Source organism: Mesorhizobium sp. CNPSo 4689 (assembly GCF_057784325.1).
This window is the reverse complement of sequence record NZ_JBWLUZ010000040.1, coordinates 1-24,817: the sequence shown is the minus strand read 5'-3', so window position 1 is coordinate 24,817 and position 24,817 is coordinate 1. Positions and strand designations below refer to the sequence as shown.

General features: G+C 64.1%; 32 protein-coding genes and 1 riboswitch. Of the genes, 13 read left to right on the top strand and 19 right to left on the bottom strand.

Translation table 11 applies throughout. The annotated features are described in order from the left end of the window. Positions 1 to 21: 21 nt before the first annotated feature. The gene (locus AC04SI_RS29200) at positions 22 to 618 is read right to left on the bottom strand and encodes a DUF6456 domain-containing protein (protein ID WP_404282812.1); all 597 of its coding nucleotides are present in this window, start codon (positions 616 to 618) and stop codon (positions 22 to 24) included. A 255-nt stretch (positions 619 to 873) separates the two neighbouring features. Here AC04SI_RS29200 and AC04SI_RS29195 point away from each other — a divergent pair, with 255 nt between their 5' ends. Continuing rightward, positions 874 to 1,143, top strand: a complete 270-nt coding sequence (locus AC04SI_RS29195; RefSeq protein WP_404282811.1) for a DUF982 domain-containing protein — start codon at positions 874 to 876, stop codon at positions 1,141 to 1,143. A 35-nt stretch (positions 1,144 to 1,178) separates the two neighbouring features. Here AC04SI_RS29195 and AC04SI_RS29190 read toward each other — a convergent pair whose 3' ends face one another. The 3 genes from AC04SI_RS29190 to AC04SI_RS29180 all read right to left on the bottom strand — a co-directional run bounded on the left by AC04SI_RS29190 (position 1,179) and on the right by AC04SI_RS29180 (position 2,639). After that, entirely contained in the window at positions 1,179 to 1,973 is a 795-nt protein-coding gene (locus AC04SI_RS29190; RefSeq protein WP_404282810.1) for a GcrA cell cycle regulator, read from the bottom strand. Positions 1,974 to 2,064: 91 nt separating this feature from the next. After that, positions 2,065 to 2,400, bottom strand: a complete 336-nt coding sequence (locus AC04SI_RS29185; RefSeq protein ID WP_404282809.1) for a hypothetical protein — start codon at positions 2,398 to 2,400, stop codon at positions 2,065 to 2,067. After that, on the bottom strand, positions 2,397 to 2,639 hold the full coding sequence (locus AC04SI_RS29180) for a hypothetical protein (protein WP_404282807.1): 243 nt from the start codon (positions 2,637 to 2,639) through the stop codon (positions 2,397 to 2,399). Before AC04SI_RS29180 ends, AC04SI_RS29185 begins: the two co-directional genes overlap by 4 nt. A gap of 80 nt (positions 2,640 to 2,719) precedes the next feature. Here AC04SI_RS29180 and AC04SI_RS29175 point away from each other — a divergent pair, with 80 nt between their 5' ends. Then, complete coding sequence (locus AC04SI_RS29175; protein WP_404282806.1) at positions 2,720 to 3,370, top strand: LexA family transcriptional regulator; 651 nt, start codon at positions 2,720 to 2,722, stop codon at positions 3,368 to 3,370. A gap of 158 nt (positions 3,371 to 3,528) precedes the next feature. Here AC04SI_RS29175 and AC04SI_RS29170 read toward each other — a convergent pair whose 3' ends face one another. The 4 genes from AC04SI_RS29170 to AC04SI_RS29155 all read right to left on the bottom strand — a co-directional run bounded on the left by AC04SI_RS29170 (position 3,529) and on the right by AC04SI_RS29155 (position 6,813). Beyond that, positions 3,529 to 4,536, bottom strand: coding sequence for an ABC transporter substrate-binding protein (locus tag AC04SI_RS29170; RefSeq protein WP_404282804.1), 1,008 nt, complete (start codon positions 4,534 to 4,536; stop codon positions 3,529 to 3,531). A gap of 19 nt (positions 4,537 to 4,555) precedes the next feature. After that, entirely contained in the window at positions 4,556 to 5,320 is a 765-nt protein-coding gene (locus AC04SI_RS29165) for an ABC transporter ATP-binding protein (protein WP_404282803.1), read from the bottom strand. Further along, the gene (locus AC04SI_RS29160) at positions 5,317 to 6,087 is read right to left on the bottom strand and encodes an ABC transporter permease (RefSeq protein WP_404282831.1); all 771 of its coding nucleotides are present in this window, start codon (positions 6,085 to 6,087) and stop codon (positions 5,317 to 5,319) included. The genes AC04SI_RS29165 and AC04SI_RS29160 overlap by 4 nt, the downstream gene beginning before the upstream one ends. Positions 6,088 to 6,204: 117 nt before the next feature. After that, positions 6,205 to 6,813: a YkoF family thiamine/hydroxymethylpyrimidine-binding protein gene (locus AC04SI_RS29155; RefSeq protein ID WP_404282801.1), complete on the bottom strand. Its 609-nt coding sequence runs from the start codon at positions 6,811 to 6,813 to the stop codon at positions 6,205 to 6,207. Further along, positions 6,804 to 6,917: riboswitch (TPP riboswitch) on the bottom strand. (Overlaps the previous gene by 10 nt.) Positions 6,918 to 7,151: 234 nt before the next feature. On the opposite strand from AC04SI_RS29155, the gene AC04SI_RS29150 reads away from it, so the two are divergent. Continuing rightward, the gene (locus AC04SI_RS29150) at positions 7,152 to 8,237 is read left to right on the top strand and encodes a nucleotidyltransferase family protein (protein WP_404282800.1); all 1,086 of its coding nucleotides are present in this window, start codon (positions 7,152 to 7,154) and stop codon (positions 8,235 to 8,237) included. Between the two features lie 111 nt (positions 8,238 to 8,348). Continuing rightward, the gene (locus AC04SI_RS29145; protein WP_404282799.1) at positions 8,349 to 8,699 is read left to right on the top strand and encodes a hypothetical protein; all 351 of its coding nucleotides are present in this window, start codon (positions 8,349 to 8,351) and stop codon (positions 8,697 to 8,699) included. Positions 8,700 to 9,260: 561 nt separating this feature from the next. Here AC04SI_RS29145 and AC04SI_RS29140 read toward each other — a convergent pair. The 3 genes from AC04SI_RS29140 to AC04SI_RS29130 form a co-directional block, all read right to left on the bottom strand. Continuing rightward, positions 9,261 to 9,500 carry a DUF2934 domain-containing protein gene (locus tag AC04SI_RS29140; protein ID WP_404282797.1) on the bottom strand — a complete coding sequence of 80 codons (240 nt, stop codon included), beginning with the start codon at positions 9,498 to 9,500 and terminating at the stop codon, positions 9,261 to 9,263. A gap of 112 nt (positions 9,501 to 9,612) precedes the next feature. Further along, positions 9,613 to 9,828: a hypothetical protein gene (locus AC04SI_RS29135; protein WP_404282795.1), complete on the bottom strand. Its 216-nt coding sequence runs from the start codon at positions 9,826 to 9,828 to the stop codon at positions 9,613 to 9,615. A gap of 70 nt (positions 9,829 to 9,898) precedes the next feature. Beyond that, entirely contained in the window at positions 9,899 to 10,222 is a 324-nt protein-coding gene (locus tag AC04SI_RS29130) for a DUF1236 domain-containing protein (protein WP_488475365.1), read from the bottom strand. Positions 10,223 to 10,542: 320 nt separating this feature from the next. Here AC04SI_RS29130 and AC04SI_RS29125 point away from each other — a divergent pair, with 320 nt between their 5' ends. Continuing rightward, on the top strand, positions 10,543 to 10,866 hold the full coding sequence (locus tag AC04SI_RS29125; RefSeq protein WP_488475364.1) for a DUF982 domain-containing protein: 324 nt from the start codon (positions 10,543 to 10,545) through the stop codon (positions 10,864 to 10,866). A 14-nt stretch (positions 10,867 to 10,880) separates the two neighbouring features. Here AC04SI_RS29125 and AC04SI_RS29120 read toward each other — a convergent pair whose 3' ends face one another. After that, the gene (locus AC04SI_RS29120) at positions 10,881 to 11,192 is read right to left on the bottom strand and encodes a hypothetical protein (protein ID WP_488475363.1); all 312 of its coding nucleotides are present in this window, start codon (positions 11,190 to 11,192) and stop codon (positions 10,881 to 10,883) included. A 167-nt stretch (positions 11,193 to 11,359) separates the two neighbouring features. Between AC04SI_RS29120 and AC04SI_RS29115 the strand changes: the two genes are divergently transcribed. After that, entirely contained in the window at positions 11,360 to 12,346 is a 987-nt protein-coding gene (locus tag AC04SI_RS29115; RefSeq protein ID WP_404282788.1) for a glycosyltransferase family 2 protein, read from the top strand. A 104-nt stretch (positions 12,347 to 12,450) separates the two neighbouring features. On the opposite strand, the gene AC04SI_RS29110 is transcribed toward AC04SI_RS29115, so the two are convergent. Continuing rightward, positions 12,451 to 12,672: a hypothetical protein gene (locus AC04SI_RS29110; RefSeq protein ID WP_404282786.1), complete on the bottom strand. Its 222-nt coding sequence runs from the start codon at positions 12,670 to 12,672 to the stop codon at positions 12,451 to 12,453. A gap of 204 nt (positions 12,673 to 12,876) precedes the next feature. Continuing rightward, on the bottom strand, positions 12,877 to 13,176 hold the full coding sequence (locus AC04SI_RS29105) for a DUF1236 domain-containing protein (RefSeq protein ID WP_404282784.1): 300 nt from the start codon (positions 13,174 to 13,176) through the stop codon (positions 12,877 to 12,879). 225 nt (positions 13,177 to 13,401) lie between these two features. On the opposite strand from AC04SI_RS29105, the gene AC04SI_RS29100 reads away from it, so the two are divergent. After that, a complete protein-coding gene (locus AC04SI_RS29100; protein WP_404282783.1) occupies positions 13,402 to 14,154 on the top strand; it encodes a DUF1236 domain-containing protein in 753 nt (250 codons plus the stop codon). A 546-nt stretch (positions 14,155 to 14,700) separates the two neighbouring features. Here AC04SI_RS29100 and AC04SI_RS29095 read toward each other — a convergent pair. After that, on the bottom strand, positions 14,701 to 14,823 hold the full coding sequence (locus AC04SI_RS29095) for a hypothetical protein (RefSeq protein ID WP_404282782.1): 123 nt from the start codon (positions 14,821 to 14,823) through the stop codon (positions 14,701 to 14,703). A gap of 30 nt (positions 14,824 to 14,853) precedes the next feature. On the opposite strand from AC04SI_RS29095, the gene AC04SI_RS29090 reads away from it, so the two are divergent. Next, the gene (locus tag AC04SI_RS29090; RefSeq protein ID WP_404282781.1) at positions 14,854 to 15,762 is read left to right on the top strand and encodes a diguanylate cyclase domain-containing protein; all 909 of its coding nucleotides are present in this window, start codon (positions 14,854 to 14,856) and stop codon (positions 15,760 to 15,762) included. Between the two features lie 442 nt (positions 15,763 to 16,204). Then, the gene (locus tag AC04SI_RS29085) at positions 16,205 to 16,477 is read left to right on the top strand and encodes an exopolysaccharide production repressor protein (protein WP_404282780.1); all 273 of its coding nucleotides are present in this window, start codon (positions 16,205 to 16,207) and stop codon (positions 16,475 to 16,477) included. A 155-nt stretch (positions 16,478 to 16,632) separates the two neighbouring features. On the opposite strand, the gene AC04SI_RS29080 is transcribed toward AC04SI_RS29085, so the two are convergent. From AC04SI_RS29080 to AC04SI_RS29070, 3 genes are all read right to left on the bottom strand, one after another. Beyond that, positions 16,633 to 17,043 (bottom strand): heme-copper oxidase family protein, encoded by a 411-nt coding sequence (locus tag AC04SI_RS29080; protein ID WP_192181495.1) that lies wholly within the window; start codon positions 17,041 to 17,043, stop codon positions 16,633 to 16,635. A gap of 238 nt (positions 17,044 to 17,281) precedes the next feature. Continuing rightward, entirely contained in the window at positions 17,282 to 18,184 is a 903-nt protein-coding gene (locus AC04SI_RS29075; protein WP_404282779.1) for a hypothetical protein, read from the bottom strand. A gap of 387 nt (positions 18,185 to 18,571) precedes the next feature. Continuing rightward, positions 18,572 to 18,808, bottom strand: coding sequence for a hypothetical protein (locus AC04SI_RS29070; protein WP_404282778.1), 237 nt, complete (start codon positions 18,806 to 18,808; stop codon positions 18,572 to 18,574). A 286-nt stretch (positions 18,809 to 19,094) separates the two neighbouring features. Here AC04SI_RS29070 and dinB point away from each other — a divergent pair, with 286 nt between their 5' ends. Both dinB and AC04SI_RS29060 read left to right on the top strand, forming a co-directional pair. Then, positions 19,095 to 20,342 (top strand): DNA polymerase IV, encoded by a 1,248-nt coding sequence (gene dinB / locus AC04SI_RS29065; RefSeq protein WP_488475362.1) that lies wholly within the window; start codon positions 19,095 to 19,097, stop codon positions 20,340 to 20,342. Between the two features lie 99 nt (positions 20,343 to 20,441). Then, positions 20,442 to 20,885, top strand: coding sequence for an SRPBCC family protein (locus AC04SI_RS29060; RefSeq protein WP_404282776.1), 444 nt, complete (start codon positions 20,442 to 20,444; stop codon positions 20,883 to 20,885). A gap of 188 nt (positions 20,886 to 21,073) precedes the next feature. Here the strand turns inward: AC04SI_RS29060 and AC04SI_RS29055 are convergent, their stop codons facing one another. Further along, on the bottom strand, positions 21,074 to 22,141 hold the full coding sequence (locus AC04SI_RS29055) for a glycosyltransferase family 2 protein (protein WP_404282775.1): 1,068 nt from the start codon (positions 22,139 to 22,141) through the stop codon (positions 21,074 to 21,076). A gap of 558 nt (positions 22,142 to 22,699) precedes the next feature. On the opposite strand from AC04SI_RS29055, the gene AC04SI_RS29050 reads away from it, so the two are divergent. After that, entirely contained in the window at positions 22,700 to 24,055 is a 1,356-nt protein-coding gene (locus AC04SI_RS29050; RefSeq protein ID WP_404282829.1) for a sensor histidine kinase, read from the top strand. Beyond that, entirely contained in the window at positions 24,052 to 24,696 is a 645-nt protein-coding gene (locus tag AC04SI_RS29045; RefSeq protein WP_404282774.1) for a LuxR C-terminal-related transcriptional regulator, read from the top strand. The genes AC04SI_RS29050 and AC04SI_RS29045 overlap by 4 nt, the downstream gene beginning before the upstream one ends. Positions 24,697 to 24,817 lie beyond the last annotated feature (121 nt).

Genomic DNA, 24,817 nt, shown 5'->3' with positions numbered 1-24,817 from the left:
GGCAGCACAAGTTCACCTCCCTCACCCTGCCCTCCGCCCCATCATCCCATAGTGCACGGCCAGCAGGTCCAGGCCGATCTTGAGCATTTTGCTCACCACGTCGCGCGCCTCGCCGGTCTGTTCGGCGAGGCTCTTCACCGAATCGCCGGCGCAGCAGATTTTCTGCACCACGGTCGAGACCTCCCAATGTGCCAGCGCGCGGGTGGCTTCGGCATGGGCGCGGCCAGCCGACAGGACATGGTCGGGAATGCCACCATCGCGACGGCCGCCGTCGACGCGCTCTTCCCATGCCATCGGCCGCAGGCCTTCGCGCGAGGCGCGCTCGAAATCGCCGCGAAAGCGCATGCCCGCCTCGCGCTGCTGGCGTGTCAGCGAGGTGATGCCCAGCAGCGGGTCGACATTGCGCACCCGCACGATGCCGCCGGTCGAGGTATAGCCGCCGTTCGAGACTTCGTAGATACGCGCCGCTTCCTGCGTACCCGTTGTCAGGCGCTTGCGGCCGAAGCGGTCGTCCCTCAGCGCGAAATCATGGCCGATCTCCCTGCGGATGCGCACCTGCTCGGCCTCGCCCTTTGGCAATTTCGGCGGTTTTGGTTTTTGAGCGGTTTTTCGGCTCATGGGGCGGTTCCTTGTGGGCTGGCCGTGGGGTTGGCGGGCGAGGTTGGCGATCCTTCGCGCCCCTCTCCGCCCTGCCGGGCATCTCCCCACGAGGGGGGGGAGATTGGCAGCGTCACTCGCGCGACCTTTTCTGCAACGTCGGCGATTGGCGAAAGCGGCGGCGACATGGCAGGCAATGCAACCGCACGGCATTGCCGCGCGTTGTTGGAGGCTGCAGCCAGAAAATCGACAGCGAGGTGTAACGGCGTGGGCACGATGCGAACCGGACGTCCGATCAGGGTCAGCTTCGACGGCGAGATCGAGGACATCGAGGATGTCAACGCCGCCGCCGACCTCCTGCAGCGCTGGCCTGTCGACCGGCGCGGGCACGTCTACCGCAGTGCGCTCAATGCCTGCAGCGCCGCCATCGCCGCGCAGATCTCGCCAGACGATGCGCTTAAGGTGTTCACCGGCTTTGCCCGGGTGACCGGGATTCTCGTTGTCGATGACGACCCGGCCATGGTGTTCGAAGAGAGAAGCGTCTAGAGCCGGATGCCGAAATAGGGGCATGCCAGACAAGCTCATCGCGCCAGCTCCGCCAACAAAGTGCGGCGGCGGCCGTGGAATCGTGCGTGGTGGTGGCTGCAGTAGGAGTGCGTCGCCGAGGTGCGCAGGCCGCAGCACAGCATGTCCGGCGCCGGCCTAGCGCCAGGCGCGTCCTTGTCAGGGTCTTCCTCCAGCGTGAGATCGAGCGGGGCACGACAGCGGCCGAACAGGCAGTCGATGAACCGCATGGCGGCGACATGCGGCTGGCGACCGGGCGACACCGGCGGCGGTGGCGCCGGCATCTTGTAACGAGGAGCGTCGGGCTTGTCCTCGTCGCGGACCAGGCCGTGCGGCGACAACCAGGCCGGCGGCAGCGCACGCGCCGGCTTCCTCGGCTTGCCCTGTTTTGGCTTTGCCGGCGTGCGGGCTGCAGAGGCGCCAGCAGGCGGGAATGGCATACCAGCGCCGCCCTGCCCCTCAGCCTGCCCGGAAGCCCTCGCCTGTCCGGCCAGCTCTGCCTGTCTGGGCTGGTCTGAATGTCCGGACTGCCTTGCTTGCCCGGACGGCCTGGCTTGTCCCGCAGCGCGCCCTCCCGCCGCGGGCTTTGCCGCGTTCCTCCGGGGCCGGCCACTGGCGCGGCCGCCTTTGGGATTGGCGAAGCCGATGGCGCGCAAGCCCGTGTTGCGATGGACGATGCCAATGATGGCGTTGCGCGAGACCGGGCTGCCGCGCAGGGCGGAAAAGCGCAGAGCGATCCCGGTGGCCGATAGACCATCCTTCAGCCAAAGCGCGATCGCGTTGAGTTCGGTGTCGGTATAAGCAGCGGCCATGTCGGGATCCGTCAGTTGTGAAGGCCTCGCCCGGGGCGAGCGCCAGGGTTCGGCCAGAAAGGCCGTTGCGAAATCGTTCGAAGGGGTTGGTTCAGGCGGGGCTCACCGCCCCATTCAGGCGGCGGAGCGCGGCCTCGGCAGCCACGCGGGTCAGGCCGGACACCGCCCTGCCCGTCAGCCTGTCGAACAGGATGACGGTGCCGTCCTCGGTGCGGATGCAGGAGGCGGCGGCTGGTTCGCCGGTCCTCGGCAAACCAGCCTGGCGCGAAAAGGGGGCCGGAACCGGGGGAGGAACGGTTCCGGCCGATCCGGCGGCCTGCGGTGACCGCAGGCGGGCCGGATCCGGGGCAAAAGCCCCGGTCTTCGTCCGAGCCGGGGAGGAGGACAGCCCGGACGATTCGAAATGGGCGGACAGGCGCAGGATCATGCCGCCTCCCCTTGCGCGGTATCAGCGGCGGCCACAGCGGCCAGCCACTCGTAGCTGACGCTGGCGATGCCGCGCCTGCGGCTGGCGGCGACGACCTGCGCCCCGTGCTGCGGCGCGATGCGCTGGCGCCGGCGCATCTGCCGGGCTGCCTCGTAGCCGCAGCCGACTTCGGCGGCGAAGTCGGTGATGGCGGGCCAATGGTCAATCAGTGCGGAAATGCTTGCAGGATGCTCGATCATGCGCTAAGCGTACGATATGTACGAAAGAGTCGCAAGCAAAATCGTACACCTTGGACGATAAATTTCAGGCATTTTGTACGATGATGGATCCTCGACACAGATTGCAGCAGGCGCGGGCCGAGGCGGGCTATGCCTCGCCGAGCGATGCGTCGCGGGCGTTGCGCGACATCAACAAGAACACGCTGATCAGCCACGAGAACGGCAACCGGCCGCTGTCGCGCAAGGCGGCGGAGAAATATGGCCGCCTGTTCGGCGTCGATCCCGGCTGGCTGTTGTTCGACGGCAATCCCGCGGGAAGCGGCGGCTTCCACGAGGCCGGTTCGGCCGCGCTGATGCCCTCGCCACTTACCGTCGACGTGCCGATCGTCTCGTGGATCAGCGCCGGCGAACTCGGCAGCCAGGACAGCGTCGTCAACCTGTCGGACTATCCGACCATACCCGCCGCCGATCTCGAGCAGGGCGAATGGATTGCGCTGCGCGTCGACGGCCCGTCGATGAACAAGATCTCGCCGCCGGATTCCATCATCTTCGTCAATCTGCGCGACAAGCGGCTGGTGACCAATGGCTGCTATGTGATCTCCGACGAAAGCGGCCGCGCCACCTACAAGCGCTACCGCCCGAACGACAAGCCGCCGTTCCAGCCGGCCTCCTACATGGAAATCCCGCCGCCGGAACTGGAAGGCGCGATCACCATCATCGGGCGCGTGAAGCGGTCGATGATCGATATGTGAGGGGTGGTCTCCCCTCGAGGGGACCGGCCAGAGGGGGCGCCGCTAATGGAACGCCGGCATTCTGTCCGCGATAGGAAGTCGCGTCAGGAGGTGCCGCCCCCCTCTGTCGCCTGGCGACATGTCCCCCTCCCCTCGAGTGGGAAGATCAGAAACTCGTCCTACCCCAAATATTCATTGCTGAAATACCCGGCGAAATCCGGGCGCTTCTCCAGCGCCTTGCCATCACTGTCGCGCAATATGCCGGCGGTGAAGAGATACTCCCCCATCGCGTCCACCTTGGCCTTGTCGATGGTGCCGATGGCGCCGGCTTCGCTCCTCAGGAAATGTCCGTCGTTCAGCGCCTTCAGCGAGGCGTGGATCAGGGCCGGATTGGTGAGCGCGTCCTTGTTGGCCGCGATCAGCAGGTCGCCCGCCTCTTGCGCGTGGTCGACGGCGAACTCGTAGCCGCGCCGAGTCGCCTGAACGAAGGCGACGGCCGCTTTCGGATTGGCCTGAAGAAAGGCGTCGCTGGAGGCGATGAAGGTGGTGTGCTCGTCGGGCACGCCATAATCGGCGTAGCGGAAGCTGCGCTGCCTGATGCCTTTCAGTTCGGCCTCGACGCCTTCCCAGGTCGAGACCTCGAGCGTGAAATCGACGGCGCCGTTGGCCAGCGCCTCATAGGCCGAGGTGCCTAATGTCACCGTCTCAAAATTGCCCTTGCCGCCATCATGGCGGATGATGGTCGAGATCAGTGCGTTCTCCCAGGCACTGCCGAAGCCGCCATAGGTCAGGCCGTCGAGATCCTTCGGGCTCTTGATCGCGCTACGGTCGGCGTTGAACACGACGCGGCCGGTCTCGGTTTGCACCACGGCATAGACGGCCCTGAGGTCGGCGCCGGCGGTCTTCTGGGTGAACAGGCTGATGGTTCCGTTGATACCGAAATCGGCGACGCGGTTGGCGACCAGCGTGCCCGCGCCGGTGTCGCTGTAGGGCAGGATTTCGACTTCGAGGCCGGCTTCCGCGTAAAAGCCTTTGTCGCGGGCGATAAACAAACCGATGTGGTTGGTGTTGACGGTCCAGTCGAGCGCGACGGTGACCTTCTGTCCAGCGGCGAAAGTCCGGGCGGGGAATGGCAGACCGGCAGCGAGCGTCAGCAGCAGTGCCTGGCGGCGGGTGAGTTCAGTCATGGTCATCTCCTTGGGACGGTCATTGGGCTGAGGGTTGCGGATCGGTGGCGCCGAGCAGCGTGTCGAGAATGCCGGCCTCGAGCACGGCCGCCTCGCGCGCTGCGCTGGCGTCGGCGGTGCGCGGGCGCGGCAACGGCACTGCGATCTCGCTGACGATGCGGGCCGGGCGCGCGGAAAACACGTAGATGCGGTCGGACAAAAGCACGGCTTCGCGCACGTCGTGGGTGATCAGCAGCGCCGTCCAGTGGTGGCGCCGCCACATGGCTTCCAGCCAGCGCTGCATGGCCGCGCGGGTCAGCGCATCGAGCGCGCCGAACGGTTCGTCGAGCAACAGCATGTCGCGCTGCTGCACCACGGTGCGCAGCAAGGCCGCGCGCTGGCGCATGCCGCCGGAAAGCTCGGCCGGCCAGGCGCGCTCGAAGCCGGCAAGGCCGAACTCGGCAAAGAGCGGCGTGACTCGCTCGCGCGCCGCCCGGCGCGGCACTCCCTGCACCTCCAGCCCCAGCGTCGCATTGTCGAGGATGCGGCGCCATGGCATCAGCGCGTCGCGCTGCGGCATGAAGGCGAAGCGGCTGCCATGGTCGTCGAGCGGCGCGCCGTCGAACAGCATCTCGCCCTCGCCTTTCTCCGCGCCGGTCAGCAGCTGGAACAGCGTCGACTTGCCGGCGCCGGACGGACCGAGGATGGAGACGAATTCGCCTGCCGCGACATTGAGCGAAATGCCGGCCAGTACCTCGAGCGGACCAAAGCATTTTCGCACCTGGCGCAGCTCCAGCCGGGTCATTGCCGCCCCTCGCCGCCGCGTTCTCCTGCCGCTCGCTCCCAGGGCATGACAAGGCGCTGGACGAGCACCGTCAGGCCGAACAGCACCAGCGTCAGCGCCGCACTGACGCCGACCGCCGCGAGCACCAGGTCGGGGCGGAAATTGTTCTTGGCGTTGAGCATGTAGATGCCCAGCCCCTTCGCCGCGCCCGCATATTCGGCGAAGATCGCGCCGACCACGGCATAGGTGATCGATATCCTCAAGCCGGCGAAGAAATAGGGCAGCGCCGAGGGCAGCCGCGCCAGCCAGAAGACACGCCAGCGCCCTGCCCCCATGGCGCGGAGCATCTGGCCGATCTCCTTCTCGGTCGCCTCAAAACCCTCGACCAACGCCACCATCATCGGAAAGAAGGTGACGAGTGCCACGAGCAGGATTTTCGGCAGCAGGCCGAAGCCGAACCACAGCACGACCAGCGGCGCGATCGCCACCAGCGGCAAGGTCTGGCTGGCGATCAGCAGCGGAAACAGCGCGCGGCGCAATGACGGCCAGAAGTCGACCAGCGCCGAGAAAAGGAAGGCGGCGGAGAGCGAGCAGGCAAAGCCGGCAAGAGTGGCGCGGATGGTCGGGATGGCATTGTCCATCAGCGCCTCGCGATTCTCCCACGCCTGTCCTAAGACGCGCGAGGGCGCCGGCAACACCGTCGGCCTAACGCCGCCATAGCGGGCATAGAGCTCCCACGCAGCGAACAGCAGCCCGACCGAGACGGCAGCCGGTGCAGCCCTGGCGATGGCCGACGAGACAGCTGATCTCCCCCCTCGTGGGGAAGGGCCAGAGGTATCTCCTCCAGACAACGGGACGGACGGAACAGCCACGGAAATATCCTCGACGGCGGCGAGCGCTATGGCTCAGACAGCGGACGGGCTGTTGGCCGACACGGTGACGTCGAGGGTTACGTGGCCGGCGCCCGGCCCGAAGCGGCAGAAGGCTTCGTTCAGCGTGGCGAAGATGGCACCGGCATCGCCGCGCAATTTGGTGCAGAAATGCTTGGAGCGCTCGTAGACGCCGGACTGTTTGAGGAAGTCGATGCAGCCATAGATCTCGTCCATGTGGTCGCCAGTGCCCATCACATAGAGCGAGAATTGCGCCGCCGTCGCCTGACCGGTCACGGCGGTGGCCTGCACGGCGCGGATGGCGGCAACCTTGCGCTCGTCGAGCGGAATGACGGGGCCGCCGACCTCGTCGGAGCGGCAGATCGGATCGTCGGGCTCGCCCGGGCAGCCGCGCGAGATCGCCGCTGACAGCACGCAGTGCTTGCCGCTGGCGGAAGCCGCGACGAACAAGTCGCGCATCGCCGGGAACAGCACTTCGGGCGGCCCGACCAGCAAGGTCGAGATGTCGTCGGTCTCGATCCTCAGCCGATCGCGATACGGATCGAGCGCGCCAAGCGCGCCAAGGATGACGCCGACGAAATCATCGGCCATGGGATAGAGGGAAATCTGTGCGCCAGAAAACATAGCCCGCCTCGCTCCGCTGGTATTACCCAGATCAGCTTTTAGGGTCTGTGGGCTTGCCGCCCCCGTCTCAGCCCCGACCGTACGGAGCACCCCTGTGGATGCCGGGGTTAAAGCACTGTTCGGCGAATTGGGGAAGAGGGTTTGTCGAGGCGTGACGCGAATGTGTGTTGGGCCAGGTTTTGACAGTCTCCCGCTTGGGGGAGATCGGTTTCAACGCTCCGCGTTATAAGATTTTCACCATTTTCTTATAACATCCTTGAAATTCAGCTGGATAGCGCGCAGTTATAAGAAAACTGACAAATTCTTATAACGGAAGGCGCATGATCGGAGTGCTAGCCATGAAAACGATCGATCTCGCCTATCGCACGATGTACGCCGAACTCGTGCAGCGTAGCCTGGATGCCTCGTTCGAGACCTATTTCTCGACGGCGGGCAACTTCGTCCGCGTTCCGGTAAAGGGCCGCGACTACTGGTACTTCGAGGAAACCCGCCCGACGAAGACAAGGCGATACGTCGGCCCGGCCGAAGACCCCGAGATCGCAAAACGGGTCGCCGCCTTCAAGGAGATCAAGAGCGACCTCAAGAGCCGCCGCAAGCTGGTTTCCAGCCTCGTGCGCGACGCCGGCTTGACCGCGCCTGACACATTCACCGGCGAAGTGGTCGAAGCCCTGGAGAAGGCCGGACTCTTTCGCCTGCGCGCCGTTTTGGTCGGAACGGTCGCCTTCCAGACCTATGCCGGGCATCTTGGCGTGCGGCTGCCTGGTGCCTCGCTGCAGACAGGCGACGTAGACTTCGCTCAATTTCATTCCGTCTCGGCCGAAGTGGACGACAGTCTGCCGCCGGTCATTGAGGTGCTCAAGGCAATCGATCCGACATTTCGTCAGGTTCCACACCGAACAGACGCCGGACGGACCACACAGTTCGAGAACGCTTCCCGCTACAAGGTCGAATTCCTCACTCCGAACCGGGGCAGCGACGACCATGCGGATCACGCAAGCCCGATGCCGTCGCTGGGAGGCGTCTCCGCGCAGCCTTTGCGGTTCCTGGATTTTCTCATCCGCGACCCCGTCAGAACGGTGCTCCTGCACCGCTCGGGCGTGCCCGTGCTGGTGCCCTCGCCCGAGCGCTACGCCGTCCACAAGCTGATCGTCGCTTCACGCCGGCAAAGCGCCGCAGCGAAGCGGGAAAAGGACCTCCATCAGGCGAGCCAGCTGGTCAAGGCGCTTGACGCCACACGCCGGCAGGATGACCTCGCCTTCGTGTTCGCGGAAGCATGGAACAGGGGCGACAGCTGGCGCGACGCGCTCCGGAAAGGCCTGCACCTGCTCGATCCGGACAGGCATGATATGGTCGGCCAGATCCTCGGGAGGGCGCTTGCCGATATTGGCGCGCAGCTCGAAGGATTTCCAATGCGGCTCGCCTGAGGCGCCGGCATTCCGATGGTTTCTATCCATCTCTTTCGTTCATATTGTACGAATTGCACTTGACCAGTATTCGTACGTAAAGTACGATATCTTCTCTTTGAGGGGATATCCTTGAACACCGCAAATCACGCCGCCTTCGCCGATCTCTCCCGCCCGCTCTTTTCTCCCGCAACGACCGACCAGAGGCAGCGCCTCGCCGGCGCCTGGCGCATGGCCAGCCAGGATATCGCGGAGGACATCCGCTTCATCCGCCAGTATCTGAAAGTCATCGCCGAAAAAGAGGAGCGGCTGTCGACCGGCACGCTGGTCCACAGCCGCGCCTATGTCGATGCCTGTGCCGGCTGGCTGCCGCAGACCGTGGCGCGCTATCTGCGCAACCTGCGGGCAATCACCGAATGCGAACTCGCCATGACGGCGGCCGGCATCCGCTTTGCGCTCTCCAGCGATGCCTGGGATGCGTGAGGGCCGAGCGGCGGAAAGCTGTCGGTCTGGCCGGGAATGCAAACCCACTGGCCGCGGGGCCAGTGGGTTCGTTTGCCGCTGAAGCGGGAGTGATCAGCCGCAATCGGCCGGCGCGGCCGGGCCGGAGCCCGTTGGGAGCCAAGCCTATCTCAGACCGAGAAAACTCAGGATCGCGATGACGATTACAACGGCCCCGACCAGCCAAATGATATTATTCATGACGTGCTCCTTCGCCCAAAATTGGTGCTGGAAGCACAACATTAGCGACGCCTAAAGGTTCCCGCCGGTCGGGCCGTCGCCGCGCGGGGAATGGCGGCGGCGCATGGCCCTGCTCTACGGCGCGATCGGAGTAGCAACCTGACTTTTACTGGGTGTATTTAACTAACGCGCGCTGGCTGTCACGAAACTAATTAGACTATTCTAATTTCCTTAAGCTGCAATCTCGGCGTGACGGGGCGACAATGCAGGTTCCATGAACGCAGCCAATCTCTACCGGAGACGGCGCTGCCGCGCCGCATCCATTTCCCATGGGTCATTGAAGAGAGATTTCGTGGCCGGCGCTCAGCCCTTGGCTTTTGGCTTGGCGGCCTTGGCGGGTGCCTTGGCCTTGGCGGCTGCCGGTTTGGCTGACTTGGCGGCCGCAGCCTTCTTCGGCGCAGCCTTGGTTTTCGGCTTCGCCGCTCCGTCGATCTCGGCTGTCGCCTGGTCCCAATGTTGCATGTCCGAGCCCTCGGGCCGCCCGGCCTGTTCCCAGATTTCGTGCGCCCGCTGGCGAATGCGTTCCTGCCTGTCGTCCGTCACTGTCGCCTCCGTGGTTGGGTCCAAATCGGATGGGTCCAAATCCCGGCAAAACATTAGCGGATATTTCGACCGGCGTCTTGGGGCGTAGACACGCTCGACGCCGCGATTTCCTTTAGTGGTCGTTGGACAGGACCGCGACACCCAGCAATGCCGCCTTCTTGGTAATCAGCCCGGCGAGATCGGCGTCGGAGCGCTCTGTGCCGGTGCGCCGGCGCAGCTCATCGATCGCCTCCTTCATCGACAGCAAGCTGGTGCTTCGCTCGGCCAGCAGCTTGTCGCAACAGGCCGCGACATTGGTGGAATTGGGGGTCTCGACATGCGGCAACATGGGAATGCTCCTTTGAACAAACCCGTTGCCCGCCGTCTCCTCCCGAAGACGGCGGGACAGGTATCATGCATCACTCAATGACTTCGACGACCCTGCGCGTGCCGGGGTCGACCAGCACGGTGTGATCGCCCACGACCGTGTATCTGTATTGAGTGTCGGGAACTTCCCGAAGCTCTACAGTGTCGGGCAGGATAGAGCCGACGTTAAGCTCGACGCCGAGAAGGCTGATCGAAGCCAGTGGGTGCTTGTGCACATATTCGCGGATGACCGTCCTTTGTTCGGGCGTGACCACGACGGCCTGCGGCTGGGTTGTAACAATCACATCCTCAGCGGCAGCGACACCGACGCCTGCAAAAAGAAGCAGCGCGGCGGCGGAAGGAATCAGGGTTCTCATCGTTCTCTCCTGTTTCGTGTTGGCGAGCTTCGCCCTCGCCTCCGCCTTAACGGAAACATCCACAGGTCGATAAGTGGCGAGCTCTGAAGGCAAACGCCGCCACAACGCTGTTGTTCCGTAAGTCGGGACTAATTGATCTATGGTTTTGCGGCTCTCTGCCCTCGCCTTTGCGTGCGAGAGACGACGCGATGGCCGCATCCCAGGCGATCGTTTGTCGGTCCCGGCCATTGGCAAAGCCACCTTGCGCCTCGCCGGATCCCGCTGGGAACCGGACCGGCCCAATTTGCATTGAAGGGCCGGTCCATCAGGAGGTTCTCCACATGAACGACATGCCTTTCCGTGCTCCGCTGACAATTGCCGTCGGTGCCGGCTTCAAGCGCGAAATCGCTTCGCTGGCCGAGATGCAGAATTTTCTGAAGGAATGGCCGGCGGCGCGGCGCGGTCCGGTCTACGCCACCGCCATCAGGGCCTGCGTGGCGGCGCGCGCCGGACATCTCACGGCCGACCAGGCGCGGCGGGCCTTCATGGGCTTTGCCGAAGCAGCAGGCATAGTGTGGACAGGCGTCGATCCCGTCACCGCGCTGCGGCAAGCCAAGACGAGAAGCGTGCGCAGCCGAGCTGAGCGGAATCGCCCCGTGCCGTGACTTGGGGCCCGTTGCTATTGCTTCGGCGGCTGCGCCGGCACCTCGTCGGGCCTGATCACAGGCGTCCTGCCCTCATTCGGCGCCGGGTGGGCCATGCCCTGGTCGCCGGTGGGCGGCGGCTGCAGCACGCCGCCGCAAGGTTCGAGCTTGCCGGTCAGGCCGCCATTGCCGCCACTGGTCGTCGACGGCTTCTGGCCGTCGTTCTGACCTTGCGGCTCGGCCTGGCACGGTCCGCCCGGCGTCGGGGCGTTCATCTGGTCGTCGGTCTGCGCGGCCGCCGGTCCGGCGAGCGCCAGCAACAAAGCGCATGGCAAGAGTGGTTTCATGGTTCCAACTCCTTTCCTGCAAGGCTTGTCCTTCGGGAAAGGATGTCGGCGGCGATTGGTTCCAACCGCGGCAAAGCGAACATTGCGACGGCTCGGCAAGGGGCTGCAAAATCCGGCGCAGTCAGCTATGGGTGCACGCGCCGAGGGAAATGCAAGCGGGCCAGTTCATGCAACGCGAAAGCTATTCGATCATTGTCGAAATGGAAAATGCTGGCACGATCGACTGGGACGAGGTCGGCGCCGGCCTCGCCGCGCTTTCGCGCGAGGTCAGGGCCGCGGCACGCCTGGGATACGTCGCCAGACAGGTGATTTTCGTTCATGCCGGAGAGGCCGGCGACACACCGCTGTTGCGCCGCCAGATCGAAGACGCGGCGCCGGAGCTTGCGCGGGACGTGACGCTCGGCTTCTGCGCCTTGCCCGGCGGGCGCTATTACGAGCTGAAGAACGAGGGGATCGCCCAGGCGACGGGCGACATCGTCGTGCTCTGCGATTCCGACACCGTCGCCCAGTCAGGCTGGCTGCCGGCCCTGCTGAAGCCGTTCCAGGACCCGCGGACCGTCGCCGTGAACGGCCACACCTATCTCGAGCATGACGACTTTGCCTCGCGGACATTCGCGCTGCTATGGATCTTTCCGCTTCGCGACCATGATCGGCGCTTTGCCGCCAAGCGCGCCATGAACGCCAACAATTGCGCCATCCAGCGAAGCTGGCTCGCCAGCCATCCATTTCCGAACAACAACGGCTTCAAGGTGTCGTGCACGCTGCTCGACCGGCAACTGCGAGCGGAAGGCCACGACCTGGTCAAGGCCGAGGCGCTGGCCAGCCACTATCCGCCGCGCGGCTGGCGCTTCCTGTTGTGGCGCGCGCTGGTCACCGGCCGCGACGCGGACCGCAAATATGCCGCGCTGAAATCCGCCTCGCGGCCACGGCGCGTTTTCAAGGCCATGCGCCGCTGGGCTTCGGCATCCTGGCGCGCCAGCCTGCGAATCGCGCTCCAGGCCCCGCGCACCGGCATGCCGGCGTGGCAGATACCCTTGGCCGTGATCGTCGGGCTTGTCTTCAACGCACTGGTGTTCGTCGGCCAGATCAGCCTGGCGGCTGGTCTGGTGAAGGACGACGTCGAGCGCGTCCCGGCCTTTGTTGGCCACAGCTGACGGCACGCGTGCGGACGTCGAGTATCAGCGCCCTTACCTGCGCTGATACTCGACAGACCGTATGCGCGATTTTTTTGATTCGACCGGTTCCGGCCGGCGGATTGTCAATTCAGGGAGTGATCGCCCGCCCCTTGGGCAACGAAGGACGCCGCAATCAGGTCGTCGGCATCGATGCGTAAGGAGCCTTCGCCATCACCCATGATGGCCGCGACCTTCTGGAAGGTTCTCATCTCATGCTCGGTGATGCTTGCGCTGCGCATCCTGGCCCTGAGGTCAGCGACCCGCATCCCCAATGCGGGGGACGTTCCGATTTCACGCTTCGACATAATACCTTGCCTCCTCCCCAGCCCATTTCGCCGCCTCGCCGCTTCGCTGGCCCATGCTGCCTATCAATAAGGCAGCACGAAGTCAGACGCGGCAACGCGTGATTCCGAGGAAGGTTCCTGCTTGTACCTGCTCATACTAGTCACGAGATAATACGGGGCGGACCGGCCCACCGCTCCGGCAAGCGGTGAGCCGTGCGATGCGGGTTACTGAATGATCTTCACGATCTTGCGTGTGCCGGGATCGACAAGCACGGTCTGATTGTCGACGACGACATAGCGGTATTTGACATTGGGGACTTCATGGAGTTCGACCGTGTCGGGAAGTGCGGTACCGACATTGAGCTCCACGCCGGGAATCTTGATGGATGCCAGTGGTTTCTTCTGCACATATTCCCGAATCACGGTTTCCTGCTCAGGCTGAATGATGACGTCCTGGGCAGCAGCGGCGCCCACTCCAGCGAACAACAGAAGGCCGGCGGCGGCGGTTGCAAGATGCAGTCTCATGATCGTCTCCTTTCGTTGCAGCGGCCACTTGCGCCACGCGGCCTGAAGCCATTCGCGACCGGGTCGCCTCAGTCGTAAACGCCATCGCATGGGGCTTGTTCCTCCCATTTTTCGGCTCCTCGACGCGACAGTTCCGCTTTGCCGGCAGGGGCAGATCAGCCCGGAACAAAGGCCACGAGTCGAAGTTAACCCAACGAAGGGACGACACTTTCGAGGAGACTTTTGATGAAACATCTTCTGATCACAAGCATGCTCGCACTCGGCGTCGGATGTGGCGCCGCCATAGCCCAGACGCAGACGCCCGCCGAGGTCCAGCCAAGCGGTGGCGCCAATTGCGAAGCCGGCGCAGCGGACTGCCAGCAGGGCGGCAAGGCCGGCGAGCAAGCCCAGGGCAAGGCCAAGATGAAGACCGATGAGCAGGCGCAGGGCAAGGCCGGCGCCAGCACAGAAGAGCAGGCTCAAGGCAAGGCCAAGCTGAAGACCGACGAGGCACAAGGCAAGGCCGGCGCCACGACTGAAGAGCAGGCTCAGGGCAAGCCCAAGCTGAAGACCGATGAGCAGGCTCAAGGCAAGGCCGGCGCCACAACTGAAGAGCAGGCCGAGGGCAAGGCTGGCGCCACAACCGACCAGCAGGCTGAGGGCAAGGCCAAGGTCCAGACCGACGAACAGGTGCAGGGCAAGGCTTCGACCCAGACCGACCAGGGCTCGACCGCGTCTATCAGCAATGTGACCGTCGAGCAGAAGACCGAGGTCACGCAGATCATTCGCGAGACGAACGTCGCACCGGTGGCGCGTGTCGACTTCGACATTTCGGTAGGCATCGAGGTGCCACGGCAGAAGGTGCGGCTGCACCGCTTGCCGGCGCGCATCGTCAAGATCGTCCCCGCTTACGAAACCTACATGTATTTCGTGCTTGCCGACGGCCGCATCGTCATCGTCGATCCGGACAGCTACAAGATCGTGCTGATCCTGACCTGATCCGGCGAACACCACGAACAGGCCCGCCGCGCATTCGGCACGGCGGGCCTTTTCGTGCGTCTGACGCCGGTCCTTCGAAGGTTATGGACCTCCCAAACCGAAACCCCGCCGCCCTTACGGAAAAAGGCGGCGGGGTCGGCCTTCCGCCGATGAAGGGGCGTTCTCGGCGGGTCGCTGGCGATTGTTCCCGGCCACTATCTTTTTTGTTTGAGCATCACCTTGCCCTAGCTGAACAGGATTCCGGCAGTGACAAAGACGACGCCGAGCGCGAAGACAGGCGCAAGCGCGCCTCGTGGACGCTGCGTTCCATAAGCTCCTCCTGATCGATGTGGGTGGGGAACGGTCCCGCCTGTGCTTGGTTCCTGAATTCAGAAGTCCTTGGCCAAAGGTCCCCAATGGCATCGACCAAAAGACCCAAAGGCCATGGCCGCGCCCGATGAGGCGACCAACCTGCCTCCGCAAAACCAGGCGCGGGCCAGGCCGTTAATCCGATGGCAATCGTTCCATATTAGCGTCGCCGCATATTCCGGAAAATTGCTGAGGGGGTCAGCGGCCGATGCCGAAGGTGTCACGTATCCTGGCGAATGCGTTCGAGGTGGCCGAGCCGTCAGGGGCCGGCCTGCCGGGCCTGGCCGAAGCGATCGGGCGGATGGCCAGCTGATCGAGCATTCGCGCGAGCGTATCCGGCTGCTGGAGGCCGTGATCGACAATTTCCCCGGCGGCGTTTCGCTGTTCGACCAGGATCTCAACATGGTCGTCTGCAATCAGCGGCAACGCGCCTTGCTCGACTATCCCGATGAGCTTTTTGCCAATGGCTACCCCTCGATGGAGACGCTGTTTCGCTTCAATGCCGAGCGTGGCGAGTACGGACCGGGCGATATCGAGATGCATGTCGCGCGCCGCCTCGCCCTCGTCAGGCAGCGCGAGGCGCATGTCTACGAACGCACCCGGCCGAACGGAACCATCGTCGAGGTGCGCGGCATGCCGATCGAGGGCGGCGGCTTCGTCACCACCTATTTCGACGTCACCGAACAGCGCCGCAACCAGGCCACGATCGCGCATATGGCGCATCATGACGCGCTGACCGACCTGCCCAACCGCATGCTGTTTTCCGACCGGTTGCACGGCGCGCTTGCCCTTGCCAGGCGCGGCGCCCTGATGGCCGTGCACTACCTCGACCTCGACAATTTCAAACCGGTCAACGACAATTTCGGCCACAAGGCCGGCGACAGATTGCTGATCGACGTGGCCGGCCGGCTGCGCGCCGCGGTGCGCGACAACGATACGGTCGCGCGGCTCGGCGGCGACGAAGTCGCCATCATCCAGACCGGGATTACCGGACAGACGGATGTGTCGGCGCTTGCCCGGCGCATCGTCGAGCGTTTCCAGTCGCCCTTCGCGGTCGCCGACAGCCCGGTCGTCGTCGGCGTCAGCATCGGCATCGCGCTGGCGCCTGGCGATGCGCTGGGCAGCGACGAACTGCTGCAGAAAGCCGATACCGCGCTCTACCGCAGCAAGTCGGGCGGGCGCGGACAATTCAGCTTCTTTGGGGAACCACACATCCTCCTTTGGATGGATAGGTCAAAATATTCGCAAACGCTAATATGATTCGCGCAGGCAAAGCACCCAACCCTTGCGCCGAGCGCCGGCGGAGTTCCTATAGCTGCCTCGGCCGGCGCTCGTCATCGAGTGCCGCCTTGATCGCGATCAGATGATGAGAAGTGCTACCGCCGCCGAAACGCCTGGGGCTCGCGAACTTTCGCGCATCCGAGCCAACAGCGGAGCCAGAGCCGGCGACCTTGCGCTGATTTCGCCCGCGGCAAAACCGATTCCAGCAAAGCGCGCGCGATGCTCCAACGCCGCACTTGCAGCGAAAGGCGTATGGCCCTAAGTCCTAAGACGTAGGTCGCATGCCGTGGGCCGAAAGCCCTCCGAGAGCGCGGCACAGTGCCAACTTGCGACCGCACATGAAAGGTGCAACGCTCGAATTGGGTAGAGACATGGGCGGGCTTCCCGGGTTTCAATCGGTCCGGGACGTTCGATTGGGCAAATGTATTTTCCGCAATTTCTTGTGGGAATGTCAGCAACGCTTCTCGTAATCCTTGGCTGGATTTACGCGGCTACCGGGTCGTTTTGGCAATCGCTGGGCTGGACATTTGTCGCCGCCCTGGTGCTGCAGGCGGGCTACTTCATCGCTGTGCTTTTGCTCATCTATGGCCGCACCTCATCGGCGGCCAAGGCCGACAAATCGCTCCCGGCCAAAGTGCCCGGGCCGTTCGAACGCGACGGCATCATCCACACCTTGCTGTCGCGGCTTTTTTAACAGGCGGCGCGGCGCCCTTATCCAAGACTTGTCGCACCAGCGCGAGCCGGCGTCCGGCCCAGACGCCGGCGCAAAACTTTCAGCCGGGCAGGTGCGCCAGGGGACCCGCTACGCCGTGGCATAGCAGCCCACCCGGCAGCGCTGCATGACTCCGGTCAGCGAGGCGCCGACTTCAGGCCGGAGGCGGTGGGCACCGGTTCGGACGAGAAGACGACGAAGCCGAAGACGAGAACGGCAGCGGCAACGATCATGGAGCCGGTGGCAACGACCGGCTCGATCGCCGTGTTGCCCTTCGCCAGCATCAGGTAAAGCGCCGGCAGCATCACCACCAGGCCGAGCGTATAGAGGCCGAAGTGGATCATCGCGATGCGGCGCGCGGCCTTGGCCGGATTGAGCGCATAGTAGCCGCCGAATATCGCGGAGGTTACCCAGCCCAGAAGGTTGATATGGGCATGCGCCGGAAAGGCGGCGTGATCTTGCGAGATCGCCATATGCAGGCCGATGGCGATGCCCACGATGAGAAAAACGATGGCCGTTTTGAAGAAAAGTTCCGAAACCCTAGGCATGTTGTTTTCTCCCCAATCCCTTTTAAACCCCGACATTGCGAAGGTTACACCTGGGAACCGAGATTTTCCATGCCGTACTTGGGGTTAGCAACGGGTTTTGCGCAGCGTTGTGGTGGCTTCCTGACGCCGGCGGACAGGGGAGGCGATGGATCGCTGCAGAACCGATTCCAAACTTGGGCAGCGGCAGGCGAAAAAATGCCGCCGGGGCGAACCCCGGCGGCATTGCCGTTCAGCCAAACTATTCCGCCGTCTCGGTCTCGGTCGGCTCGTCGACGGTCGAATCGGCAGCCGCGTCGTCCGCGTTCTCCGCTTCTAGCTTGGCGGCTACCTGGTCGACCTTGTCCGCGAGCACGCCCTTGGCCCATTCGGTGACCTCGGCGTCGACCGGCTTGTTGGCCATATCGGCGAGTGCCGCGTCGAGCGATGCGTCGTCGGTGCCGACAGCGGCTTCGTCAGCCTCCGCCTGGGCCGCGGCAGCCGCCGCCTCGGCATCCGTGACCGCGGTCTCCTGATCCGCGATCTGCGCTTCCAGATCCGCGATCTGTGCGTCCAGGGCCGCCTGCTCCTCGGGCGTTGCGGGCGTCTGTGCATTCGCCTCAACGAGCTGCGCGTTCAGGTCGTCCAGCTTCGCCTGAGCTTCGGCTGCCGCGGCGGCCGCCTCTTCAGCCGTGGCCTCGGCGAGCTTGGCGTTCGCGGATGCCATCACAAAAGCCTGAACAGCGGCGAATTTCTTGCTCTTGGAGTTCATGTAGGCGTTGATGTTGCGCTGCAGCGAGTTCAGCCGGCCGAGCTTGGCGTGGATGTTCTTCTCCTTGGGAGCGGCGGCGACGTCCACCTCATCCACGGAGACTTCCGTCGTGGCCTTCTTGCCCGACTTTGTCGACTTAGCCGATGCTGACTTGCCGTTCGTGCTCTTGCCTGACTTGCCGTGCGTGCTCTTGCCTGACTTGCCGTGCGTGCTCTTGCCGGAATTGCCCTGCGAACCGCTTTTGCCGGAGTTGCCGCCGCCATTCCCGTTGCCGCCGCCATTGCCGTGGCCACCGCCATTCCCACCACCATTGCCGCCGGCAGCGGCCAGTGCGGGAGACGCCAGAAGCGCGAATGCCGCAAGCGCGGCAAAGAGAGTCTTTCGGGATGTCATGAGTATTTTCCTCCGAGAATCGCCACCTCACCCAACCGCTAATGAGCGCAATATGAGAAATCCCTAATGCCGTCGGTAAACTTTAGATAAATGTGGTTTCAATGCGAGAGCGAAGCAGCCCGCCAGCGAACAATCCGAATCGAGAAACTGCCATAACCATTTGAAATTCTTAAACTATATGAAAACTGACAACCGGCTTGCGCCATTTGGACCGCAGAAGGCCCATACGGGTCAGACCATGGTCCCAAACGGGCGTCCAGCGGTACGAAAACGGTCGCCGCGTCGTCGATTGAGAAGGCGCTCAAGCAGCGGAAGTCGATGACAAGCGAGGGCGCTCCGACCGCCTGAACGGCAGCCAAATGAGCGGTGCCACCTCCTGGCGATGCACTATGGCGCCCGCAAAATGTCGGCGCCCGGCTGCTCGTCGAACAGCACCGCGCAACCGCGCCCAAGCGCCACCGCCGACAGCGCATTGGCGACGGTCTCATCCGCCGAGACGAAATCCCCGGTCAGCACGCGCAATTCTTCCACGGCCCTCGCCATCGATACGAGCCGCCCGGCGGCACGGTCGGTGGTGCAGGCATCGACGACACAAACGAGATCGATGATTTCGAAGCGGTCCATCTCAGGTCTCCGCAAAACAGTCCCTTCGAGCCAATCAACGCCGTGGCGCGCGACAATGTTCCGGGGCGGATCATGGACCTTCGTCGATGGTGCGCTGCCCACTGACGGTGGGCAAAAAAAACGAGATTCCGACTTGAATCCGCCCTTCATCGCAAGACATTTCCCCTGCCCTCGCCGACGGCTTAGAGGCAGCTTGACAAGAGACCCTATTTGTTCTCTTTTTGTTCGGCAAAAAATTCCTTAAAACAGGCATGGCTAATGCTGCAATGCCGTAGGGTGGAACGGGATGGAAACCAGCGCCACCATCCTGCATGCCGACCTCGACGCCTTCTATGCCTCGGTCGAGCAGTTGCTCGATCCATCGCTGCGCGGCAAACCCATCGCCGTCGGAGGCGGCGTGGTGCTGGCCGCATCCTATGAGGCTCGAGCGTTCGGCGTGCGCGGCGGCATGCCCGGACGCAAGGCCCGCGAACTCTGTCCGCAGCTGATCTTCGTCGGCGGCCATTTCGGGGACTACCAGCGACTCGGCGACGCCGCCATAAAAGTGCTCGACGATTTCACGCCGTTGGTCGAGCGCATCTCCATCGACGAGGCCTTCGCCGACGTTGCCGGCTGCACGCATCTGTTCGGGCCGCCGGCCGTGATCGCCGCCATTGTACGGCGCCGCGTGCGGGCCGAGCTCGGCCTGCCGATCTCGATCGGCGTGGCGCGCACCAAGCACCTGGCCAAGATCGCTTCGCAGGTGGCCAAGCCCGACGGGCTGGTGGTCGTCGATCCCGCAGGCGAGCTCGCCTTCCTGCACGATTTGCCGGTCTCGCTGATGTGGGGCGTCGGCCCGGCGACCAAGGCGCGGCTGGCGGAAATCGGCGTCGAGACCATCGGCCAGCTGGCCAAGACCCACAGTGGGGCGCTGGAACGGCTGATCGGGCCGGCCGCCGGGCAGAAGCTTGCCGCGCTGGCCTGGAATCGCGACCCGCGCCGGCTCGAGACGCATCGGCGCGCGCATTCGGCGGGCGCGCAGTCGGCACTGGGCCGCAAGCCTGCCGTGGCAGATGTGTTCGTGCCAACCTTGCTGCATCTGGCCGACCGGGTGGCGAGCCGACTGAGGGCCAAGGACCGCCCCGGCCGCACGGTGACGGTGCGCGTGCGCTTCGCCGACCTGCGCGCGGTGAGCTGCTCGATCACGCTTGACCAAGCTATATCAGCGACGGCGATGCTGGCCGAGACCGCCGAGGAACTGGTGCGTGGCGTGCTCGCCGCCCATCCCTGCGAGAAGGTGATTTCGCTGCTGGCGATCTCGGTCTCGCATCTCGAGGAAAGTGCGGAACTGCAGCTGGAGCTACCGCTCGGACTTGCCGACGAGAAGCGCCGGCCGGGCAGCAAAAGGGGCCAAGCGCGCTTTGGCGCCGACCGCGCCGTCGACAAGATCCGGCAGCGCTTCGGCAAGCAGGCGGTCGGCTATGGCGCCGTGGCGCTGGAGGCGGCGCGTTTGGTGCCGGACGAGTTCCGCGAGCTGGCCGAGAAGGAACTGTGAAGCGGCGGTCGCGGTTTAAAAATGTTCGGCACGGGTGTCGGACCAGTCAAGACCCGTTCGTCCTTGGAACATAGACCGGCAATCATCAGGAGAAACGATATGCCCAGCACCGTACGCTTGCACCGCGTTCTGACAACCAGCCCGGAGAAGGTTTATCGCGCTTTCATCGAGGCGGACGCGCTGGCGAAATGGCTCCCGCCCAACGGTTTCACCTGCACGGTCCATCATCTGGAAGCAAAGGTCGGCGGTACGTTCAAAATGTCCTTCCGAAACTTCACGACGGGCAACAGCCACTCATTTGGCGGCGATTATGTCGAGCTCGTTTCGGGTGAACGCCTCCGCTACACGGACACGTTCGATGATCCCAACCTGCCCGGCGAGATACAGGTGACGGTGACATTGAAGAAAGTCTCGGTCGGCACGGAGTTGGATATCACGCAGGCAGGCATACCGGACGCGATTCCGGCCGAGGCCTGTTATCTCGGCTGGCAGGAGTCGCTGCGAAACCTGGCAAGGCTCGTCGAACCCGAGATCAATCAATAGAGGTTGATGGCGAAAGATCCATGCGGCCCGAGACTGCCAATCTCCCCCCCCTCGAGGGGGAGATGTCCGGTAGGACAGAGGGGGCGCGAAGGATCGCGTCTGCCGGACCGGCCCTTCGCTGTCGCTCCGGGCGTTCGTTGTTCGCAAAGCCAAGCAATTGGCTTTGCGTCCGCTTCGCGGACCACGCCTCACCCCATCGCCTGGCGGATGGATTTGGAAAATCGGGCCAGGAAGGCCGGCCTCGATGAGGCGTCGAGCTTCCATGACAGCACCGCCGTCGCCATTTTGCGCGGTAGCATGCCGACGGACAGAAACCAGGCGGCAAGGACGGCTCGCCGCCTGAGCGACGCCGTCAATTGGAGGCTGGCGACGGCGCCGGCCGCACCCAGGACCAGCCTGGAATCATTGACCACCGGGTGCCGACGCCTGTCGGCGCAGAGTGAGGCCAGCCGTTCTTCGAGGTGAACGGGATCGTGCAGGAAGGTTTTCGACGGCTCCACGGTCAGGCCGACACTGGAGACCTGGTCGGAAAGCGCCTCCAGGCGGTGGAAATCGTGCGTCACCCGCCAGCGCGCCCGCTCGGCGAGCTTTTCGCCGAAGACGGAATGGTTGGCGCCGTGGATGCGGTAGGCGCCGATGCACTCGTCGATCGACTGAACATGACCATAAAGCGGCGCCAGCGTCGCAAGATAGCCATCGGCGCCCTGGCGGAAATCCGCTTCGGGGATCGGCATGATGGTTTCCAGCGTCGTGCGGTCGAAGGCCAGCCCGCTTGTCACCGTCGTCTGGTAGCGCCCCTTGTGCAGGAGCTTCGGCATGACATCGCCGTCATCGAACGGCAGTGCCGGCGGCGGGAAGACATCCTTGATGCGCTGCCGTTCGTCGACGATGTGGAGCCTCGATTGGACCTGGGCGGTTGCCGAATCCCAAGTGTCGACGATCCTGGAGATGGCGTCCGGATAGAGATAGTCGTCGGCGTCGAGAAACAGCACGATCTTGCCCGAGCTTGCCGCAAAGCCGGTGTTGAAGGCGGCGGCATGCCCACCGTTCTTCGGCCTGAGACAAGCGCGGATCCTGTCGCCATAAGACTTTATGATCGCCGCCGAGCCGTCGCTCGACCGATCGTCGACGACGATGACCTCGACGTCCGCGTGGTCCTGGCCGAGCGCGCTGTCGACGGCGCGTTTCAGGAAGCGCGCGTAATTGTAGTTCGGAATGATGATGGAAACCGGAATCCGGCTCGGAACGGGATGCATCGCGTTTGACCTCGCATCTTGCTTTGGTTTCAGCGGAACCCGCCCCCTAAGTCCCGCGGGTCACCCAGGAAAAGCCTGCGCTTCCTTCAGAGAAAAAGCGCGCCTTCCCCGGGAAGACGAGTTGGGTCTTCCGTTGCGACATCAGCTGAGCGGCCGCTTTTTGCCTTCGTGTATCCACGCGGTGCCGGGATCGAACCGGCGGCGGCAAGGTGCTGGAGTTCCCAGTCGCGGATGATGCCGCGGCTGGACCGACGGAGCGGCGCTTCGTCAATTTGGTGTCGAAGCGGCCGCCCGTCGCCTTGAAGGCACAACCGATAGTGACCTCGAAACGTGGCCGGCACAACCCCCGCGCCAAGGATCCGCTCCCGCGGCGGCGGCGTTGCCGTGCTTCAAGGCTCCGAAACCCGCAGAAAATCCGCCCGACGGAAGAATCCTGCATACACAGCACGAAGGTCGATGTCGCAAATGCCGCGCTCACTCTATAATCTTCGCCGACAGGGGGAGATTGCGCGATTGCCTGGGACCTTCTTGGGGGATTATTTACAGTACTGGCGCAAGTTGTCGCTGGCCTTGCAGTTCTTCATCGCGGGCGGCATCGGGCTTCTGCTGGTGATGCTGGTGGTTGGCCTGTGGGTGACCTCGCAGATCCGGGAAGGCGTGATGCGAAATTCCGCCGCAACCACGGCACTCTATGTCGACAGCGTGATTGCGCCCCTGTTGCCCGACATGCGCACCAGCCGCGAGCTCAGCGACACGGTCAAGCGGGCGCTGGACGAGACGCTCGGCCAGGGCGCACTCGGCAAGAGGCTGGTCTCGTTCAAGCTGTGGCGGCGCGACGGCATGATCCTCTATGCCAAGGACACTTCGTTGATCGGCAAGCGGTTCGAACCGAACGCCAATCTGGTCGCCGCCTTTGGCGGCAATGTCGTTGCCGAGTACAATGACCTCGACGACGACCCCGAAAGCCACGAGGAAAAGAGAGTGAACGCACCGCTGTTCGAAATCTACAATCCGGTGCGCGAACCCTGGTCGGGCGAAGTGGTCGCGGTTTCGGAGTTCTACGAGATCGCCGACGACTTCCAGACGACGCTGAACGCCGCCCTGTGGTCGAGCTGGCTGGTGGTGGCCGGCGCCACGGCGACGGCACTGGCGCTGTTGTCCGGCATCGTCTTTCGCGGCAGTCACACCATCCAGACCCAGCGCGCAGCGCTCGAGGCAAAGGTCTCGGAATTGCAGGCGGCTTTGTCGCAGAACTCGACGCTGCGCCAGCGCGTGCAGCGCGCCTCGCGCCGCGCCACCGCAATCAACGAACGCTATCTCAGACGCATCGGCGCCGACCTGCATGACGGGCCGGCGCAGCTCGTCGCGCTGGCGGCGCTGCGGATGGACAGCCCCATTCTGCTCGACTCCGGCTCGTCCAGCGAGCAGCGCGAAGCCGAGATCGCCGGCATCCACAAGACGCTTGGCGAGGCGATGCGCGAGATACGCGGCATCTGCAACGGCCTGGTGCTGCCGCAGATCGAGACGCAGGCCGTGATCGACATCCTGCGGCTTGCGGTGAGCGAGCACGAACGACGGACCTCGAGCTCGGTGGCGCTGACGCTTCCGGCCCGCTTGCCGGAACTCGGCACTTCCGAGAAGATCAGCATCTACCGTTTCGTCCAGGAAGGGCTGAACAATGCCTGGCGGCATGGAAAAGGCAGGAACCAGGCGGTGAAAGCCGGGGTGAAAAGTGGCAGGCTGATTGTTGAAGTGATGGACGGCGGCCCCGGCTTCGAGCCCGGCAGGAGCGAAGGCCTCGGGCTTGCCGGCCTCAGGGAGCGCATCGAGAGCATCGGCGGGCAGTTCGAAACCCTGTCCGGCCCGCAAGGTACACGATTGGTGATTTCACTCTCAGTCGAGGAGCAGCCGTGACCGGCATCATCCGCATCGCCATTGTCGACGACCATCCGCTGTTTCGCGAGGGCGTGGCGCGCAGCCTCGGCGAGATCGGCGGCTTCGAGCTGGTCGGGGAAGGCGCCAGCGCCGAGGACGCCGAAAGGCTTGCTCACACGATCGCGCCCGACATATTGCTGCTCGACATCAGCATGCCCGGCGGCGGGCTCAACGCTGCGGCCAGCATCCTGTCCGGGCACCCCGGCCAGAAAATCGTCATGCTGACCGTGTCGGAAACCAATGCCGACGTTGCCCAGGCGCTCAATGCCGGCGTGCGCGGCTACGTGCTGAAGGGTGTCGGTTCGAAGACTCTGGCCGAGATCCTCGGCGATGTCGCGGCCGGCCAGAGCTATGTATCGCCGACGCTGTCGGCCAAGCTTCTGTCGAACCTGTTGCAGCCGGCGAACCGCAAGCCCGACCCGCTCAGCCAGCTCACCAGCCGCGAGGCCGAGATCCTGCGGCTGGTGGCGGAAGGCTTGAGCAACAAGGAGGTCGCGTCCCGGCTGTCGCTGCAGGAAAAGACCGTCAAGCACCACATGACCAGGGTGCTGGCCAAGCTCAACGTGCGCAACCGAACGGAGGCGGCGCTGCTGATGCATGAGGCGAAGGAAAGGGAATAGGGCAGTAGGGGATAGCGAAGGTTTGGATATGAGCCGCTGAGCGGGCTGCCGCGACCAATCCCTACTGCCTACTGCCTACTGCCCTACTGCCCTACTGCCCTACTGCCCTACTGCCCTACTC

What these genes read in the sequence shown, in the direction of transcription:
- AC04SI_RS29200 (WP_404282812.1), bottom strand. Translation starts at nt 618, where the DNA reads ATGAGCCGAAAAACCGCTCAAAAACCAAAACCGCCGAAATTGCCAAAG.
- AC04SI_RS29195 (WP_404282811.1), top strand. Translation starts at nt 874, where the DNA reads ATGCGAACCGGACGTCCGATCAGGGTCAGCTTCGACGGCGAGATCGAG.
- AC04SI_RS29190 (WP_404282810.1), bottom strand. Translation starts at nt 1,973, where the DNA reads ATGGCCGCTGCTTATACCGACACCGAACTCAACGCGATCGCGCTTTGG.
- AC04SI_RS29185 (WP_404282809.1), bottom strand. Translation starts at nt 2,400, where the DNA reads ATGATCCTGCGCCTGTCCGCCCATTTCGAATCGTCCGGGCTGTCCTCC.
- AC04SI_RS29180 (WP_404282807.1), bottom strand. Translation starts at nt 2,639, where the DNA reads ATGATCGAGCATCCTGCAAGCATTTCCGCACTGATTGACCATTGGCCC.
- AC04SI_RS29175 (WP_404282806.1), top strand. Translation starts at nt 2,720, where the DNA reads ATGATGGATCCTCGACACAGATTGCAGCAGGCGCGGGCCGAGGCGGGC.
- AC04SI_RS29170 (WP_404282804.1), bottom strand. Translation starts at nt 4,536, where the DNA reads ATGACTGAACTCACCCGCCGCCAGGCACTGCTGCTGACGCTCGCTGCC.
- AC04SI_RS29165 (WP_404282803.1), bottom strand. Translation starts at nt 5,320, where the DNA reads ATGACCCGGCTGGAGCTGCGCCAGGTGCGAAAATGCTTTGGTCCGCTC.
- AC04SI_RS29155 (WP_404282801.1), bottom strand. Translation starts at nt 6,813, where the DNA reads ATGTTTTCTGGCGCACAGATTTCCCTCTATCCCATGGCCGATGATTTC.
- AC04SI_RS29150 (WP_404282800.1), top strand. Translation starts at nt 7,152, where the DNA reads ATGAAAACGATCGATCTCGCCTATCGCACGATGTACGCCGAACTCGTG.
- AC04SI_RS29135 (WP_404282795.1), bottom strand. Translation starts at nt 9,828, where the DNA reads ATGTTGCCGCATGTCGAGACCCCCAATTCCACCAATGTCGCGGCCTGT.
- AC04SI_RS29130 (WP_488475365.1), bottom strand. Translation starts at nt 10,222, where the DNA reads ATGAGAACCCTGATTCCTTCCGCCGCCGCGCTGCTTCTTTTTGCAGGC.
- AC04SI_RS29125 (WP_488475364.1), top strand. Translation starts at nt 10,543, where the DNA reads ATGAACGACATGCCTTTCCGTGCTCCGCTGACAATTGCCGTCGGTGCC.
- AC04SI_RS29120 (WP_488475363.1), bottom strand. Translation starts at nt 11,192, where the DNA reads ATGAAACCACTCTTGCCATGCGCTTTGTTGCTGGCGCTCGCCGGACCG.
- AC04SI_RS29115 (WP_404282788.1), top strand. Translation starts at nt 11,360, where the DNA reads ATGCAACGCGAAAGCTATTCGATCATTGTCGAAATGGAAAATGCTGGC.
- AC04SI_RS29110 (WP_404282786.1), bottom strand. Translation starts at nt 12,672, where the DNA reads ATGTCGAAGCGTGAAATCGGAACGTCCCCCGCATTGGGGATGCGGGTC.
- AC04SI_RS29105 (WP_404282784.1), bottom strand. Translation starts at nt 13,176, where the DNA reads ATGAGACTGCATCTTGCAACCGCCGCCGCCGGCCTTCTGTTGTTCGCT.
- AC04SI_RS29100 (WP_404282783.1), top strand. Translation starts at nt 13,402, where the DNA reads ATGAAACATCTTCTGATCACAAGCATGCTCGCACTCGGCGTCGGATGT.
- AC04SI_RS29095 (WP_404282782.1), bottom strand. Translation starts at nt 14,823, where the DNA reads ATGCTCGATCAGCTGGCCATCCGCCCGATCGCTTCGGCCAGGCCCGGC.
- AC04SI_RS29085 (WP_404282780.1), top strand. Translation starts at nt 16,205, where the DNA reads ATGTATTTTCCGCAATTTCTTGTGGGAATGTCAGCAACGCTTCTCGTA.
- AC04SI_RS29080 (WP_192181495.1), bottom strand. Translation starts at nt 17,043, where the DNA reads ATGCCTAGGGTTTCGGAACTTTTCTTCAAAACGGCCATCGTTTTTCTC.
- AC04SI_RS29075 (WP_404282779.1), bottom strand. Translation starts at nt 18,184, where the DNA reads ATGACATCCCGAAAGACTCTCTTTGCCGCGCTTGCGGCATTCGCGCTT.
- AC04SI_RS29070 (WP_404282778.1), bottom strand. Translation starts at nt 18,808, where the DNA reads ATGGACCGCTTCGAAATCATCGATCTCGTTTGTGTCGTCGATGCCTGC.
- dinB (WP_488475362.1), top strand. Translation starts at nt 19,095, where the DNA reads ATGGAAACCAGCGCCACCATCCTGCATGCCGACCTCGACGCCTTCTAT.
- AC04SI_RS29060 (WP_404282776.1), top strand. Translation starts at nt 20,442, where the DNA reads ATGCCCAGCACCGTACGCTTGCACCGCGTTCTGACAACCAGCCCGGAG.
- AC04SI_RS29055 (WP_404282775.1), bottom strand. Translation starts at nt 22,141, where the DNA reads ATGCATCCCGTTCCGAGCCGGATTCCGGTTTCCATCATCATTCCGAAC.